General features: G+C 48.5%; 16 protein-coding genes and 1 tRNA gene. 6 read left to right on the forward strand and 11 right to left on the reverse strand.

What is annotated here, in order from left to right; translation table 11 throughout:
- Positions 1 to 64: 64 nt before the first annotated feature.
- From MHUN_RS14575 to MHUN_RS14590, 4 genes are all read right to left on the reverse strand, one after another.
- Positions 65 to 1,702 (reverse strand): IS1182-like element ISMhu1 family transposase, encoded by a 1,638-nt coding sequence (locus tag MHUN_RS14575; RefSeq protein ID WP_011449741.1) that lies wholly within the window; start codon positions 1,700 to 1,702, stop codon positions 65 to 67.
- Between the two features lie 171 nt (positions 1,703 to 1,873).
- Entirely contained in the window at positions 1,874 to 2,584 is a 711-nt protein-coding gene (locus MHUN_RS17825) for a nucleotidyltransferase family protein (protein WP_158498237.1), read from the reverse strand.
- Between the two features lie 129 nt (positions 2,585 to 2,713).
- Complete coding sequence (locus MHUN_RS14585; protein ID WP_011449743.1) at positions 2,714 to 3,544, reverse strand: ABC transporter permease; 831 nt, start codon at positions 3,542 to 3,544, stop codon at positions 2,714 to 2,716.
- 412 nt (positions 3,545 to 3,956) lie between these two features.
- Positions 3,957 to 4,041 (reverse strand) — tRNA-Leu (locus tag MHUN_RS14590).
- Positions 4,042 to 4,202: 161 nt separating this feature from the next.
- Here MHUN_RS14590 and MHUN_RS14595 point away from each other — a divergent pair.
- The gene (locus MHUN_RS14595; RefSeq protein ID WP_048067589.1) at positions 4,203 to 4,700 is read left to right on the forward strand and encodes a regulator of amino acid metabolism, contains ACT domain protein; all 498 of its coding nucleotides are present in this window, start codon (positions 4,203 to 4,205) and stop codon (positions 4,698 to 4,700) included.
- Here MHUN_RS14595 and MHUN_RS14600 read toward each other — a convergent pair.
- From MHUN_RS14600 to MHUN_RS14620, 5 genes are read right to left on the reverse strand one after another with little or no spacing between them, the layout of a single operon-like run.
- On the reverse strand, positions 4,695 to 5,222 hold the full coding sequence (locus tag MHUN_RS14600; RefSeq protein WP_011449745.1) for an HDIG domain-containing metalloprotein: 528 nt from the start codon (positions 5,220 to 5,222) through the stop codon (positions 4,695 to 4,697). The genes MHUN_RS14595 and MHUN_RS14600 overlap by 6 nt on opposite strands.
- The gene (locus tag MHUN_RS14605; RefSeq protein ID WP_011449746.1) at positions 5,215 to 5,736 is read right to left on the reverse strand and encodes a transcription factor; all 522 of its coding nucleotides are present in this window, start codon (positions 5,734 to 5,736) and stop codon (positions 5,215 to 5,217) included. The genes MHUN_RS14600 and MHUN_RS14605 overlap by 8 nt, the downstream gene beginning before the upstream one ends.
- Positions 5,736 to 6,836, reverse strand: a complete 1,101-nt coding sequence (locus tag MHUN_RS14610; protein WP_011449747.1) for an ATP-grasp domain-containing protein — start codon at positions 6,834 to 6,836, stop codon at positions 5,736 to 5,738. Before MHUN_RS14610 ends, MHUN_RS14605 begins: the two co-directional genes overlap by 1 nt.
- Positions 6,809 to 7,324: a tRNA (cytidine(56)-2'-O)-methyltransferase gene (locus MHUN_RS14615; RefSeq protein ID WP_011449748.1), complete on the reverse strand. Its 516-nt coding sequence runs from the start codon at positions 7,322 to 7,324 to the stop codon at positions 6,809 to 6,811. The genes MHUN_RS14610 and MHUN_RS14615 overlap by 28 nt, the downstream gene beginning before the upstream one ends.
- Positions 7,321 to 7,638, reverse strand: coding sequence for a hypothetical protein (locus tag MHUN_RS14620; RefSeq protein WP_011449749.1), 318 nt, complete (start codon positions 7,636 to 7,638; stop codon positions 7,321 to 7,323). Before MHUN_RS14620 ends, MHUN_RS14615 begins: the two co-directional genes overlap by 4 nt.
- A gap of 51 nt (positions 7,639 to 7,689) precedes the next feature.
- Between MHUN_RS14620 and MHUN_RS14625 the strand changes: the two genes are divergently transcribed.
- Both MHUN_RS14625 and MHUN_RS14630 read left to right on the forward strand, forming a co-directional pair.
- Positions 7,690 to 8,466, forward strand: coding sequence for an SIMPL domain-containing protein (locus MHUN_RS14625; RefSeq protein ID WP_083758482.1), 777 nt, complete (start codon positions 7,690 to 7,692; stop codon positions 8,464 to 8,466).
- A gap of 61 nt (positions 8,467 to 8,527) precedes the next feature.
- Positions 8,528 to 8,932, forward strand: a complete 405-nt coding sequence (locus MHUN_RS14630) for a hypothetical protein (protein ID WP_011449751.1) — start codon at positions 8,528 to 8,530, stop codon at positions 8,930 to 8,932.
- A gap of 4 nt (positions 8,933 to 8,936) precedes the next feature.
- Here MHUN_RS14630 and MHUN_RS14635 read toward each other — a convergent pair whose 3' ends face one another.
- Positions 8,937 to 10,922, reverse strand: coding sequence for a cation:proton antiporter (locus MHUN_RS14635; RefSeq protein ID WP_052288904.1), 1,986 nt, complete (start codon positions 10,920 to 10,922; stop codon positions 8,937 to 8,939).
- 53 nt (positions 10,923 to 10,975) lie between these two features.
- On the opposite strand from MHUN_RS14635, the gene MHUN_RS14640 reads away from it, so the two are divergent.
- From MHUN_RS14640 to MHUN_RS14650, 3 genes are read left to right on the forward strand one after another with little or no spacing between them, the layout of a single operon-like run.
- Complete coding sequence (locus tag MHUN_RS14640; RefSeq protein WP_011449753.1) at positions 10,976 to 11,896, forward strand: ROK family protein; 921 nt, start codon at positions 10,976 to 10,978, stop codon at positions 11,894 to 11,896.
- Between the two features lie 48 nt (positions 11,897 to 11,944).
- The gene (locus MHUN_RS14645; RefSeq protein WP_011449754.1) at positions 11,945 to 13,867 is read left to right on the forward strand and encodes a clostripain-related cysteine peptidase; all 1,923 of its coding nucleotides are present in this window, start codon (positions 11,945 to 11,947) and stop codon (positions 13,865 to 13,867) included.
- Positions 13,818 to 15,101 (forward strand): clostripain-related cysteine peptidase, encoded by a 1,284-nt coding sequence (locus MHUN_RS14650; RefSeq protein ID WP_048067592.1) that lies wholly within the window; start codon positions 13,818 to 13,820, stop codon positions 15,099 to 15,101. The genes MHUN_RS14645 and MHUN_RS14650 overlap by 50 nt, the downstream gene beginning before the upstream one ends.
- Here the strand turns inward: MHUN_RS14650 and MHUN_RS14655 are convergent.
- Entirely contained in the window at positions 15,085 to 16,815 is a 1,731-nt protein-coding gene (locus MHUN_RS14655; RefSeq protein WP_011449756.1) for a tetratricopeptide repeat protein, read from the reverse strand. The two genes, MHUN_RS14650 and MHUN_RS14655, sit on opposite strands and share 17 nt — an antisense overlap.
- Positions 16,816 to 16,848 lie beyond the last annotated feature (33 nt).

Below are 16,848 nucleotides of genomic sequence, written 5' to 3' on the forward strand. Positions count from 1 at the left end.
TGTAAAATTATTGTCAGCTTTGAAAGAATCCAATAAAGAATTAATTACAGAGGGTGTTGCATGACTAAAATTTGGAAAATTTTTGGTAAGTACTTTTTCTTATCAACATCTTTAGAAAATTGTCTCCGATCATTCTGCCCAAAGATGATAATGCATCGGACAATATTGAATAAGGTATTCTAATACCCACTCCCTTATTACAGATAATATGCCGCTTCTTTTGCAGGATCAGTTCTCTGAATTTCTTCAACTCCCCTCTTGAACAGACCTTCCGAAGATTCTGTGTTAAACAAATCAAACTCCATTCATCCTGACAATGTGATATTCCCCTTCTCTGCAATTTTCTTAAATTGCGATTTTCTTTAATCCATCCAAATGCGGGTTCAACAATCGTTTTTCGTTGTGAATATGTCTTTTTGGCACCATACGGAGTCATTGTCACTTCTATAATCCCTTTAGCAATAGAAGCGGGTGTTGGAATATTATCATCTTGAATGAGATTTCTCGTACACCAATCACCAATAGATGCTAACGTTGGAATACTGCAAATGCCATCAAAAAGTTGATCGGAAATTCGTTCAAGTTCAAGTAAACTTCTCTCGAGGCCTCTAATACTGAAAATATCTGGTTCATGGCATGTAGAACAGAGAAATCCAATATCCTGCTGTTTCATATACAGATAGTTTTCATAGCTCCAATAACCAGCATCAGTAAGTAAATTAAGATATTCAAGCGATAAGCCGGTTAATTGAGCAATTTCCTCTAATCTTTCATAACATGGTTGAAGTAATCTGTAATCAACGGGTGAATTACTTAAAAACGGAACCAGAATATAGCCATCCTGGTTTACAATTATCTGGCCATTATATCCTTGAATACAACCAGGCCCACTTTTCATTATTGAACTATCAGGATCTGTAGTGTTTGCAAGACTTTGTTCATCAGGGTTTTTTGCAGGCTTTTTAGGTTTTCTACCTCGTTTCCTTTTTCCAGACTCTCTCTCCTCTTCCTCCCTTTGGGCAATCTTCTCTTCCTTTTTTTGGGATTTCTCCTTATGTTCAGCCTCAAGTCGTTCTTTTGCTTGAATGAATCGTTTTATCCTTTTTGAGTGAGTCTTAAAATCATCGGGAACCTCGTTACCTGATTTATCCGGGCCATAAAGACGATCCTCGACATCATCTTTTTCTTGGACTTCCTTTAGATATTTTTGAATTTCTCCCTCAATCTTTTCATATGGCATGTTCGATCCAAGTGAAGCATTCGCCTTTAGTTTTGTTCCATCCAAGGCGAGAAGGACGTTATTGATTAATCCTGCTTCATTAAGGAGAGTCAATACTGGAATGAAAAGTTGTCCAATAAAAGAACTGTTTTTCTTGATAAATCGCGAGATTGTGGAATGGTCTGGGAGAGAATTGCGGGTTACTATTCTAAATCCTACATCGTATCTGCATTTATTCTCTATTTGACGGCTTGAACGAACTCCATTAAAATATGAGTAAATGATCAAACCAGTCATTATTTCTGGATGATAAAATGCCGCACCTTGGCCGTCTTCCCGGTATTCCTTATATAATGGGGATAGGTCGAGAATTGAGATTAAATCAATTAATATATGACAGAAATCATCACTCGGAACCCAGTCTCTAATATCCTCAGGGAGAAGGTAAAGTTGTTCAAAATCCCGACCTATCGTATTATACATTGAGTATATGTTGGACGTACTAAGGTAAAGTACTTTTGATTGACCTTAGTTAAAAAATTATGGGGGGATCTGAGTTGTGCAACACCCTCTACAATCGGTTTTTATTTATACACAATGTAACAACGCTTATAGGATCACAGATTAACCCATAATAAAATTAAAAATTTCGACTTATTCTCCATTTTCACTCCAATATCCCTGCTCCTCAACCTTCCGGATAAAGGTCTCCTCATCCGGAATCCTGTTCTGAAGATCTGTGACAGATTCCCGCAAGCGGGAGAGTATTTCTCGTATCAACTCTGAATCCGGCTCATCAAGAAGATCCATATCCGCAATTTGGTCAAGCTCATCCCAGGGGATGGTCGGGAGTGTCATTCTCATCTCCGGAGAAACGAGCTGTGCTATTCGTGAAAGGCGGATTACCTGATACACCAATCCATCATGAATTAATCTTCTGGATACCGAATCAGGAGCGTTTTCTTCCTCGTTGTTCACATATACCCGTTCAATAGAACGAATATAGAGCAGAATATCAAGAAGGTGCGAGATCTGCCGGTAGGTTGGCTTTAAGTTATTCAGCATCCCTATCCGGCGGATGTAGTTTTCACCTGCCTCAACCTGCTTTCTATCAGCAATATCCACCTTTCTCTCAAAGATCTTCTCCATCTCTTCGATCATCTCATGGTACGTAAAGAGATCCGGGTGAAACCCTGACTCATACGTGATCATGATGTCTATATCACTGTCAGGCCGGAGAGTCCCTGTGCTGGCTGATCCAAAAAAGGAAAACGTGGAGATATGATGACGTGTGCAGAAATCAGTGATCTGGTCTTCTGTAATCGGAAGCCCATCAGGAATAATCGGCCGATGTATCAATGTCATGTTAATTCTCCATTTCGGGAAACAGGATATATGCGCAAGAGTGGTCTGCCATATCACATACACAGGGGAAAGAGATATTTCTCCCCGGAATACCCCGCTCATAACGAAAAGGGAGCAGGGTTCAGGTAATTACCGACTGCTCAACTGCCCGGAGAGAGGGAAATAGAACGTCACCAATGCAAAGACCAGGAGGTAGATGAACGATATCAGGATCTCCGTGCTGCTATAGATGAATTCCAGCCCAAGAGCACTGAAATGATCGCCCATTGAGAAGTACCTGAGCCCGTTTGAGAGGTGGGTCAGTGGATTTATGAGAGCAATCTCCTGCAGAACGGGGGGAAGTCCTGCCGATGGAGAGAGAGCATTAGACGCAAAGAAGACCGGCATTGAGAGAACAGTCGTGACGCCCTGGTACCCTTTCGATGATGATGTTTTGAATGCAACATAGAGTGAGACACAGAGCACCGCTGCTGAAAAGACAGCAACAAAGAGGACCATGCCGACGAGTGAGATGAGCACTCCACCAAAGTTCTCTCCGGAGAAGAACGTGACACCAAGGACTATCCCGAAGACGATGATGATAACCGTCTGAATCAGTGACTTTGTGACTGATGAGAGGGATATCCCGATGATCAGATCACGCCTCGGCATTGGGCTGGCCATGATCTCCCGGAGAATTCCCCAATTCTTGTCAAAGAGCACTGAGAATCCCCCGTACAGATTCGCAAAGAGAATGGTAGCAGCAATCATCCCCGGACACATGAAAGTAGGGTAATCATAGGAGATCATCCCAGCCGGAGCAGAACCACAACCAAGAATACGTTCAAAATTTCCTGCCATCCCAAGACCGAAGAGAGCAAGCCAGAGGATAGAATGAAGCATCGAGGTGAAGAGTTGATCCTTGAATCTGACATACCGGCGAATATCCCGTTTGAATACCGCAATAAATCCTGAAACCATATCGATCACTGTTAGTCCCGGATCTCCGTTCCGGTGAAGTGCATATAGACATCATCCATCGTGGGTTTCTTCAGACTGACCGTTTAGATCTTCTTGATCTTGTTTGTATCGGTGACTGTCAGATTTACGTCAACGAGCAGTTTCATCTCGAGTTTTTCCAGAACTTTATAGATGCATGGTAAAAACAGGAAATTATGTAGGTATCAATGGGCATAATCAATATCAGAAGTTAAACAATAGTCCATGAAAGAGTTGGATAAATAATGTATTATCTTGATTCCAATATGGTCATCTGTGCATCAGGTGACTCTGGAAGGTGATTGGTGTAGATCTGTTATTTCCAAACAAAATATATGAGCAATATGAAAAGTTAAGAAATAACCGTAATTCGCAAGAACATTTTTAAGAAGAATGCGAGGGAAGCGATTTGAACGCTCGAACGCCTTCGCGACAAGGCCCTCAACCTTGCTCCTTTGACCTGGCTCGGATACCCTCGCTCAATGAACAATAATTGCACCGTATTACCGGAGATCAGAATGTATCCTGAACATCGGGTCTCTGTGCCTGAATAAGGTCGATGTAGTACGTAAAGAACTTATCTATTCCACTCGCGGAGAAGACCCACTGTCTAATACCAATGAAGAACAGAAAAAGATCTATGTGGTCTGCGATTCTCGGTTGGTTTGAAGATTCCCCGTCACAAACACGGGTCGTCAGGTTTCTTCTCGAAAACGGATTCGGAGTAAATCAGGACGGGAAAATCGCATGTAATACCATCGCGGTGGCAGCGACGCAGGTTGCCGCCAAACTCCATGTTGACCGGAGGGTCGTCGAAGCCACTGCCCGCCGCATCCTCACCTCACCCTTTCGGGACATCTTCATAAACATGCGGGCCACCCCGGATCTCTCCGTCATTGCTGAGAGTCTCTCCCTCTCTGTCATCACCGTTATACCTCAGGACGCGAGCAGGCCGGGTATCGTAGATGCCTGCATTCACATACTCTCATCCCACAACATAGGCCTGCGGCAGGTTTTTGTCACTGATCCCCACCTCTCTGAAGAGCCGCGCCTGGTTATTATCGCTGAAGGAAAAATGCCCCCCGGAGTCATCGATGAGCTCAGGGAGTTACCGGTTGTAAAGCGACTCATTCTATGAAGATTCTGGATCAGGCGTTTTCAGCCGCTCCAGTTCATTCGCCAGTGCAAGAAACCGTTCCCTGATCGGCTCATCAAACCGTTCCAACGATGATTTAAACTCTTCATCGCTTATCACCCGGGTTCCTTTCACGAGGTTATCAGCATGAGCCACAATCTTCTCCTCCAGCGTTTCAGGAATCCGATCAACAGCAGAAAGCCCGAACCCTGCCCGTTCGTCAGCCTGAAGACCGGCCCCGATATGCCGCTCAACAATTCGGCAGAGAGGCTCATCAAACCCAAGTGACCGGCAGATAATCCCTCCTTCATCAGCATGGCCCATCCCATGAGTCCTGGACCGGCCGATGTCATGAAGGATCGCTCCTGCAGCAACTAATTGCGTGTCTACTATTCTTCCTGCACCGGTAATGTCAGATGCAATCCGGACAGCAACATCACGAACAACACGGCAATGCTCAATGACTCCGGGATCACACCCGGCCTCGTTAAGAAAAGATAAATATTCGTCTCCCGGACTACACATGACCGAGATTCTCTTCAATACGTGCAATACGTTTCTGCAGAGCATTCACCAGCAGGTCATTGTCAAAATGAACCATCTTGTTTTCACATTCCTGACAGACAAACTGTGAATCCATTGCATCCGAAAATGTGATGGTGTTTCCGCAGTTCGGACAGTTATAGAATGCGTTCTCACTCTCGTATTTGTACCGCTTACGAAGTTTTTCCAGAATTATCTCAAGATCCTTTGAGACTGAATCATACATATTGTCCAGTTCAAGTTCCCAGAGATAGGTCAGCCAGCCGGTCTCATTATTTTTTATTCTGCGATATTTTGCCAGCCGGTGTTCATACAGAGTGTACAAGGTATTCCGGACTGAGTTCAGGTTTATCTTTGTGACCTCTGCAAGTTCTTCATCACTATATTCCTTATCTGTCGGAAACCGTCGGATGAGTTCAATTCCCTCATCCCCAATCATTCGGTGAAGGTATGCAAAAATAGCCTTGTCAGCCAGTATCTCCTCGTGGGAAGCCATCACCGTATATATTGCCCCACTACCCTGATAGTAGTATCCAGTGCTCTTTGTGCAGACGCTGGATCAGGCCCGGATCCATACACGCTGATAACCGCACTTCCTTCTTCAAATGAGGCGGGGGGGACAGGAATGTCGGCAACTCCCGGAGCAAGGAAGGAGAGATCATCCAGAACGGCGCATTGCCGGTCAGCAAACAGAATCCGGCGGAGTGCATACTGCTTTGGAATCGGCATCGCATCAGGCAGAACTCCCTGACAGGCATCCAGGTGTATTTGTACCAGATTTATTCCGGTAGCAGCCTCGATGGTATCAAGGGTTGCAACAAACCGGGGGTTGAGCTCAATTGCATAGACCTCGCTATCGCTGACCATGAAATCAATCCCAAGAATACCAAGACACCCGGACGCTGCTGCTGCTCGTTCTGCATAGGAGATCATCTGATCCTTTAGCGGATGGTCAAAAGGGGTCAGAGAGCCGGCGTATCCGAACCTGTACTGGCCTTCACCCCGGAGAATCTGACGATTTACCGCAAGTGCCTGTGCCCGGCCACATCCGGCAACAACACAGACCGATGCAGGAATTCCCTGCACTATCCTCTGCAGTAGGAACGGCTCATCCGGAAAGGCCTCTTTCCATACATCGATATCCGCCTGGGAACTGACTACGGTATTACGCCATCCCCCTGAACCGGAGAGTGGTTTGAGCATTGCCGGGAACTCTCCTGGCCCTGCAAGCGGAGGAACCGGAATAGCAAGTTCTGAGAACCATTCCTGCACAAACCCCTTGTTCAGAAACTGTCGCGCCGTATGAGCATCGGTCCCGAAGACCGGAGCGGGAAGATTCTCAAGTGTCTCAGCCCCGGAAGTTGGAATTATCGCATCGATGGCATACCTCCCGCATATATCCCTGATACAGATGGGGAGCTCTGCCAGCTCCTCAAACGGCATGCAGCAGACCGTATGTTTCCGGAGATCAGCATCACAGAAATGATCAACCGCACAGACCTCATACCCGGCCCGACTGGCAGACAACACAACATGCCGGGTCGAGAACCCGGCCACGAGAATCCGCTTCAGAGTTCTTCCACCGTCTTTCCGCATGGATTCGGAAACACCCGGACCTTGGCCCCCGGAAACTCACGATGGAGTGCATTTGGAGCGATATGATCAAGGAACACCGCAAGCCCTGCAATCTCGGAGTGCGGCTGGTTCGTGACCGCAACGTTATAATCTGCCATCTGGTAGAGATCCCCTGGAACCTTTTCTGCACCGACAATGACCAGGATCTTCTCCTTTGTCCTGATCTCCTCCTCAACATCAGGCAGGTTCAGGCCAAACATGGTAAGATGGACCACAACCCCGCCATCCTGTTTCCACCTCTTAATACACGAATTCCACCCGACCTTATCTTCGACAAAGAACTCGCCACCAAACCGGTCGGCAACATCCCGGATACTTGTCACAACACCGCGGTCATCTGCAGCAATATACATCCCGTCTGCACCAAGAGCCCGTGCCGTAAGGCCAACATGGGTGGTAACCCGCATATCCCGCTGGGGCCGGTGACCAATCCTCAGAACTACTATCATTTCTTCTCCTCTCCGGAGGGCCTGTACCTGATTACTCCACCTGATAATTCAAGCCCGTCTGAAAATATATCTGCCATCTGATGTCTGAGCACAATCTCCTCCGTCGAGCAGGCACGCCAGGCATTATCCCGAATATCCACGAGACAATACCGCTTCAGCCGCGCCAGTGACGCATTGACGATATCCTGGGCATACCCGGTCTGTTCAATAAGTGTCTCACAGGTACACCCTGGATTTCCTAGTATAAGATGATATAATGTCCAGTCGATATCCTCGTCTCTCACTATTCCCACATATTTACTCTCAACTGCCATGAGTACTTCCCCCGGATAATTACCAACTTTGTTGAAGTCACAGGAAAAGGTATGAAGATAGCATTCAACTCTGATGGTATGCACAGTCACGCACGTATCACCGGCCTGGTGCTCATCCTCCTGATCACCAGTATGATGTCCGTCAGTGCCACGGAGACAAAAGACGATGGCATCCCGCTCATTCATGTCACCGGAAGCGGAACCATCAAGGCGACCCCTGACCGGGTTCAGATTGAACTCACCGTTGTGACTAAGAATCCGGATGTAAAGGCGGCACAAAAGGAGAATGCACGGAAGATGGAAACCGTCATGTCAGCACTTCGTGATCCCTCCAAGGGGAACCTGACCGGACGGGAGATTGGCACTACCTCTTACTACATCTCTGAAGTATACTACCCGGATGACACCCTCAAAGCAAAATACGGCGATAATATCACCATCTACCAGGTATCAAACACCATCTCCATCGAGACAGAGAAGATTGACCGGGTTGGAGATCTCATTGACCTTGCCGTTGCAGCAGGTGCAAACTCCGTAAGCTCCCTGCAGTTTACCCTAAGTCAGCAGAAGACCGCAGAGCTTCGAAAAGAGGCACTTGCCATCGCCGTGAAGAAAGCACAGGCAGATGCTGAGACCGTGATGGCTGCCATGGGCAAGTCACTTGGAGATGTTCACGAAGTTACCGTGGATGAAAGTTACCAGCCGCCGGTCTATTACAACCAGGACTCCCGATCTGTGCAGATGGCCGCTGGAGCTCCGTCAACTCCTATAGAACCGGGGTCGGTTGAAGTAACTGCACGGGTTACCACAGGATACCGGATCCTTTGACCGGAAAATCCATACCTGGAAAACCCATAAACCCCTTTTTCTCACAGGTCTTATACGTAATATGAATGATGAACCCATCCCCTTTGCAGTACTCTCTGAAGTTGTGGATAGAATCCTCGAGGACTGTGACGAGGATGTTGTCTGCACCCGGATGCGCCTTACTGCCCTTGATCCTGCGATGAGGGATGCTATTGTCGTTTCTGATCTGCTCAATGCCTGGCAGGTCTTCTATTACTTCTTCCAGGAGCAGCCTTTTGACGATGCATTTGAGATTCTTGCATTCACGCCGGCATCGGTGTTGCCGCAGGGGATATCCATCGGTGAATACCGGGAATGCACTCTCACCTTTGCGGTAACCAACGGCCGGCCAGTTATCATCGTCTCTGATGACCTGCAGGAGATGAGACGGTTTTCCGGACCACATGCATACCAGGAAGCAATCAGGTTTATCGATACTGAAGAATAAAAAATCAGGCGGAAAATGCCCTGATGATATCCTCAGGACTTCCAAGGACCATCACCAGGTCTCCGCCACAGAGCATCTCATCTCCACCCGGACTGACCGTCATCTGTTGACCTCTCCGGATGGCAACGATCGATACCTGATACGTACTCCGGATCATCGTCTCTTTCAGCATTTTTCCGGCATATTGTGAATCTTCAGCAATCCGGATTGTCCGCATCTCCACGTCAGGCACTAAAACCCGAAGATCATCAAACGAGTAGGACGGGGTGTTAATACTCCGGAGCATCTGGTATCCACCTGCCCGAATCTCACTGACCAGCCGGTCAATCTCGCTTGTCGGTATCAGGTAGGTGTATAAAATCCTGGTAAAGATCTCAACCGCCGTCTCAAACTCCTCTGGGATGACCTCATCGGCACCAAGATCCATAAGGGTGGCGACCTCTCCCATGTACCTGGTCCTGACGATGATATGAATAGCCGGATTGAGCATCCGTGCCGTCTGGACAATCTGCTGGGTTCCGAAGGGATCGTTGACGACGATAACCAGAACACGGGCCTTTGCTATCCCGGCCTTTTTCAGCACCTCACCCTGGGCTGCATCCCCAAACATAATCGGCTTTCCTTTCGCCTTCTCGTCCCGTACGGTATCAGGATTCATCTCAATGATTCGGTACGGGACACCAGCGATATCTGCTGATCTTGCCACGTTCTTCCCGTTCAGACCATATCCGACGATGATGATATGATCCTCCGGCCCCTGTTCTTCGGTCTCCTCCACATGGCTCCGGTCGGGCATAATCCGGCAGAGGGGAGAGGAGAGCGGGGCTGCAATCTTTCCTGACAGACCTATGAGAAGCGGAGCAACGCCCATGGTTACAATTGACACATCAAGGAAGAGCTGAAAGGAGTCCTGGGCGAAAAATCCAAGCGAGGTTCCGGTTGTCGCAAGGACAAAGGAGAACTCTCCGACCTGAGCAAGGGAGATACCGGTCATCACACAGGCCCTGGGGGCAAGACCTGCCAGCAGGGATGCAAGAGTTCCGGTCGCATATTTGACTCCGATGACCAGCAGAACCAGTTCTGCGATAATAAGCGGATTTTCAATGAAGAACTGAAGGTTAAAGATCATCCCGATGGAAATAAAGAAGAAACTGGTAAACAGATCCCGGAACGGGAGGATACTGGACATCGCATGGGTGCTGTACTCCGACTCTGATATGATGATACCGGCAAGGAATGCACCAAGGGCCATCGACAGCCCAAACTCACTGGTCAGGTATGCAACGATAAGACAGGTCCCCATAACGATGAAGAGGAACATCTCACGATTCTTAAGCCTGGCTGCATGAAGAAGAAGGGCCGGGACCACATACTTTGCAGCAACATACACCACCGCAATGATCACAAAACTCCCGATAAGAAGCCGGGCAAGGGAGACGTCCGTATCTGTCGTGCCGGCAAGGACCGGGGTAATCATGACCATGGGAATGACGATCAGGTCCTGAAAGATGAGAATACCAAGTGTTGCCCTCCCATGAGGACTATCAACCTCCATCCGGTCAGCAAGCACCTTCATCACGATGGCCGTTGATGACAAGGAGACCAGCATCCCCCAGAAGAAGGCATGGGCAAGATCCATCCCGGTAATCTGCATAAGGGCGGTGAAGATGACAATGGTAGATAATACCTGAACCACCCCCCCGATAAGGACATATCGCCTTGATTTGAAGATCCGTGATACTGAAAACTCAAGACCGATGGTAAATAGCAGAAATATAACCCCGAGTTCTGCAAAAAAACTGATAGACTCTTCATTAGTGATGAGGCCAAGACCGGACGGTCCTGCCAGAAACCCTGCGATTAAAAAGGCAACGACTGATGGGATCTTCACCCGGTACAGGACGATGAGGAGGAGGACGGCGATGAGAAAAACCACCACAATCCCGGTAAACAGAGTTGCTAACTGCCCTTCCATGAACTGACCTATCATGGCACCTGATACCACTAGGTTCTTTTCATCATACGGCAGATCATCAGAGGAGCATGCAGCATGGTGAAGGACGGATCGCCGGTGCAGCAGATATCGGGGGAACCAATACCCGTGTCGGCCTGATTCGTGAGGACGGAAAGATTGTCAGGATTGAAAAATTTCCAACGCCGGTCAGCGGGAACGCAGAGGACATACCCCTGGCTATTGCCCGGGCCCTCATGGATATTGCAGGAGATATCCCCCTTGCCGGTCTTGGCATTGCTGCTGCAGGGCCGCTCAATATCAGGGAGGGGATCCTTGACCATCCCCCGAACATCCCCTTTGACTTCGTCCCGATTGTTGCCCCCCTCAAAGAAGCAACCAACCTTCCGGTGATATTCCAAAATGACTGCCGGGCAGCCGTTCTGGGTGAGGTCTGTGCCGGAGGGGCCAGAGGATATGAAACCGTTGTCTACATCACCATCTCAACCGGAATCGGGGGCGGAATATGTACCAATGGAAAGGTCATCACCGGCCGGGGAGGAAACGCAGGGGAGATCGGTCATTTCCCGGTTGATACGACGTATAATCTCACCTGCACCTGTGGTCTTTCTGGTCACTGGGAAGGGTATGCTTCAGGGAGAGGAATTCCATTCTTTTTCAGGGAGTGGTGTACCGCACATGATCTTCCCTGTATTTATTCAACGACACCCGAAATTCTCCGGTTCTCAGCTACTGATCCCCGATATGCTGGATTTCGGGATGCCCTTGCACAAGTGAATGGCCGGGGACTCTCATCGGTGATTGTCGCCTATGATCCTGACTGTATCATCCTTGACGGAACGGTCATCCAGAGGAATCCAGACCTGCTTGACCAAGCACTTGTCTATACTGACCGGTACCTTGACCTCCCACCCTGCATATTCAGCCCCCTGAACGGAGATGCACCACTTATTGGTGCTGCGATGGCCGTATTTCATCCGAAGATGATTTAAACTGATTTAATAAAGCTGGAAAAGCTATTGAAGATTACGGAAAAACCGATGAGGGCAGCACACATTTTTGTCCTTCTCCTGCTACTTTGGATAACTCCGGCAGGGATGGGGGAAGAAACACAGGATGACATATCACCAGCACAGACACATAACCTCCTTGTCATCTACATGATAGCCGGTGATCTGGAGACAGAAACACAGTCAGCGACCATGAATATCGCGGAAATTCTTGACGGGTATGGCAAGACCAGCGAACAAAATCTCCAGATTGTTCTTGGGTATGGGGGATCAAAAACGCCAGGATTTGGTGGGATTACCTATGTCACCGTCAAAGAACTGATGGAGGATGCATCAGACGGTGTGATCGGAAATACTGAGGATGTCTTGTATCATGACCCGGATGCAGACATGGGTGATAAGAAAACCCTTGAGCACTTCCTCTCATGGATCGGAGAGAATTTTCCATCTGACCGGAAGATCCTTGTATTCTGGGATCATGGCGGGGGGTATGACGGATTTGGTGTTGATGAGGTCACCGACGGGCAGCTCTCACTCACGGATATTTCGCAGGCACTTGAGGCATCCGGCAGTACATATGACCTTATCGGGTATGACGCCTGCCTTATGGGAGCGCTTGAAGTTGCCAAAGCCATGGAACCATACGGAATACTCCTGATCGGATCAGAAGAGACGGAACCAGGGACCGGATGGGAGTATGAAACCTGGATTAAAGCTCTTGGGGAAAACCCTGAAATTGGATTTGAGGAACTGGGGCAGATCATCGTTGATACATACATGAACAGGGATGATACCGGAAAAACCCTCTCGGTCATCGATCTTACAAAGATCCCTGCTCTCATTCAGGCATTGGACCGCCTTGGGACCAGTATGATGCCCTACACCGAGTCCATTGAAGGATACCGGGTTGTTGGAAAGGCATACCAGGTACCTGCCAGATATGGGTCAGACAACCGGGAAGGGGGAGAGACATCAGTAGACCTCAAATCATTCCTGAAAGCTATCGGGAACCAGACCCCTGACCTTGCTGATGAGATAGCAGTCGTTACCACGCGTATTGATGAAACGGTCCTGTACCACCGGAATGATGAGTATGTGCCCGAATCTGGCGGACTGTCTATTATGTCCCCGAGCCGTATCACCCCTGACCTGTATGAGGAACTGGGTGATGATGCACGGATTACTCCGGGGTGGGACTCGTTCTTTGTAAATCTCCTCGAGATTTCAGGCCAGGACACTGAAAAACCGGAGATCATGAGATCTGATTCGGGGTTTCTTATTGAAGATCCGACAAACACCGCATCCGTTTATGCTGAGTATTACTATGCTGACGGGGACGAACTCATTCTACTGGGTAATGAGCCACTTGACCCTGATGAGAACGGCGAGTACACCCTGCCTGAGTGGGATGGTCGGTGGTACTACCTGCAGGATATGAATAACGAAGACAACTATGCACTCCTCGGAATGAACTTTGAGTCCATTGGGCCATCAGGATCGGTGTTGTATACGTCAGAAATTGATCTGATCAGGGAATCACTCAATACTACCGCGGTGCTGAACGTATATATCAATCCACAGACCGGCGAGACACGGCTTGTTGCCTGCCCGTATACAATCCGGCCAAATGGCATTATTCAGTTCTCACGGCAAAACCTTGACTTGGAACCGAATGATACGGTGTATTCATATGCATGGAAAGTGGACGAAGATACCGAAACCGGTGGAGAGTGGGTTGAGATAGGTGCTCTCGTTATATCCGGGAATACAAAACTTATTTATGACATCCTCCCTGACGGCACCTATGCCCAGGCACTCTATGCAGAATATGGGAACAAACCTGGTGACTATGCAGGGATGCAGGTGTTCCAGATAGAGAATGGCGAGATAACACTCGTGGAGAGTGAGACAAATATCACCGCACTGCAGGAACCTGAAGAGAATAACCAGTAATTTAATCCATTACACAGGTAATACAGGGAAGAACATCTCCCTGATATGCCTCATTTTTTTTATCATATCGGCAATTTCCATCCCCGCAGCAGCTGATGAAAACAGCACCCTGCTTATCGCTCTCTATGCATCTGGTGGAACCCTTGAGCAGCATATGGGGCTTATAACCGATGATTTTACACAGGTGGTAAAAGGTGCTGAAAATCTATCAGAGCGGATAACAATTCTTGCAGCATATGGTGGTGCAGACAAACCCGGATGGAGGGGGATGACCATCGCCGGGCTTGACGACCTGAAAGCAGACCTTGCAGACGGGGAACTTGGCAACAGCAACCTGTCAATTCAAAAGGTCCGCAATGCCAGTATGGGTGATCCTGAATCACTCGCATTTTTCCTCTCATACATCAACAAAAAGTATCAGTATGACCGGCTCTTCCTCATCTTCATTGGCCACGGGCAGGCATATACCGGGATGCTCTTTGACCAGAACCATGGCGACGACGGGCTGACCATCGACGATCTGACCAAGGGCCTTGGGTCATGGGATATCGACCTTATCGGGTTTGACTCATGTATGATGGGATGCCTTGAGGTTCTCTCCGCTCTCTCCCCGTCTGCATCATACCTGATCGCCAGTGAAGAGGCAGAACCGGCAGATGGCTGGCCATATAAGCCTTGGATCTCGTATATCAGTGCACATCCGGATGAATCGGTGGAGCAGTATGCAAAAAATCTCACCGACGAGTATATGAAGACCCCCGGTCAGGGAAAGACAATCGCACTCCTTAATCCAAAAGAGGCTGATTATCTCACCGAGCGGCTGGATCGGTTTGCAAAAGACCTTCATGCCCTTGCCGGAGATGAGGAGGGATGCAGGACTATAGCCCGCATTCTATCACAGACACAGCAATTTGGCCGCACCGGAACCGGAGAACTCCAGGAGACGACCATGGATCTGTATTCCTTTGCAGATGAGGCACGGCTTACTGTTCCCTATCTCTCAAAATCTGCAGAAGAAGTACGTGAAGGGATAAACCGGACGGTTATTTTTGCCCGCCATGATGCCATGGTCCCTGGTGCACACGGAGTAGCCATCCTCTCACCAGTCCTCATCAATCCTGTATTTTACGAATATTACCGGGAAAGTGCATTCATTACTCCGTCATGGGACAGATTTCTTATCAGGTACCTGGGAGAATGTGGAGAAGACGGGAATATCACCGCTCTCTTCTGACCAGGAGCAGACATCCGGTGATAAGTCCGAGTAGTATTGGGAAGATTGTGAGCGGAGTCTCTTTATGAGTGGATTCAAGTGCATTAATCTTCAGAAGGATCCCGGTCAGGTTTGGCTGTATCTCCATCGCTTTTCGGTAGGCATGCTCCGCTCCAGGGGTATCTCCGGCAAGTGCCAGCACATCCCCATACTGCTCATACACAAACCCTGACTGCTGATCGGATCCAAGAACGTCCCGATATAAAGCCAGCGCTTCAGCCTCCCTGCCTGCCCGGACCAGAGTCATCGCTTTTCCTTTTCTGACAAGGTTAGGATCAGATTCATTCAGGGAGACTGAATTCCAGACATCAAGAGCATCCTGATACCGCCCCATTTTTTCATATATCTCGGCAAGCCGGCCAAGCAGGGCCATATTTGTCGGATCAGCGGCAATGGCTAGCTGCAGGGATTGGAGTGCAGTCTCCGGATCGCCGGTTGTCACCAGATTCTTACTCTTTCCGGCAAGTGCCTGACTGTTCCTCGGGTCAAGCTGAAGCGCTGCTTCATACGCACCATCAGCCTCCTGTATCTGCCCAAGTCCGGAAAGACTGTTCCCTTTTCCTACCCATCCTGAAGCAAACAGGGGAGACATGGAGCAGGCTATCTCGAATACGCCCAGAGCTTCTTTGTATCTGGCAAGGTTATTCAGAGCAGTTCCCTTCCCAATCCAGGCTGATGAATCCATCCGGTTTAATGCGATGGCCTGTTCATATGCAGCAAGTGCCTCATCGTACCGCTTTTCCAGCATGAGGACATCGCCGATATTCTTCCAGACCGATGAGTCAGTCTTGTTGAGCTTTAGAGCCATCTGAAATGCCCGGACAGCATTATCATACTCTCGCAGTTTCGTATACACCTGTCCAAGAGAGGTCCAGGCTTTCAGGTCGGTTGCGTCAAGGCTGAGAGCAGCCTCATAGGCATCAATTGCATCGTCGTACCGCTCAAGATCTGCAAGAGCCATTCCTTTGTTCGTATATGCAATGGCATCTTTCGGGTTATAGGCAAGGGCCATCTCATAACTTTTCAGGGCATCCTCAAGGTTTCCAAGATTATACTGGGCATTTCCCTTGTTGTACCAGGCCTTACTGTCCTTACTGTCCTTTTGTAAAGCGATCTCATAGGCGGACACCGCTTCTTTAAAATTTTCCTGGTTGTAATGAGCATTCCCCTTTGCAAACCAGGTCTCCTCATTATCCGGGTCTATCTGGATAGCAGCATCATATGCCCTGATGGCATCTTCGTACTGCTTCTGGTCAGACAGAACATTTCCCTTTGCCATCCAGGCCTGTACATCATAGGGGTCAAGCTGAATTGCCACATCATATGCCGCATATGCCTCATTGAGCAGGTTCTTACTTAAGAGGGCATTTCCCTTATTGTACCAGTAATCAGAGTTCCGGGGATCAAGCCCGATGGCGACCTCATATGAGGCGATTGCTTCATCCACCTGACCTAGTTTATAAAGTGAAACCCCTTTATTGTACCATGCCGCTGCATTCGAAGGATCCTGTTCAATAGCACGCTCAAAATAGGAGATAGCTTCCTGGTACATTCCCTGGCTGTATAAGACATTCCCGTCTGATATCAGGTCATCAGACTGTGTGGCAAGAGCTGGCACGGTAAAAAGCAATACCACCAGTATGATGAAACCATGAACCTGACGTGGAATGGTCATATGCGAAGTTACTCCTGTTGTTCCTAAATAGTT

Source organism: Methanospirillum hungatei JF-1, assembly GCF_000013445.1.
In the GTDB taxonomy this organism is placed as follows: Archaea; Halobacteriota; Methanomicrobia; order Methanomicrobiales; family Methanospirillaceae; genus Methanospirillum; species Methanospirillum hungatei.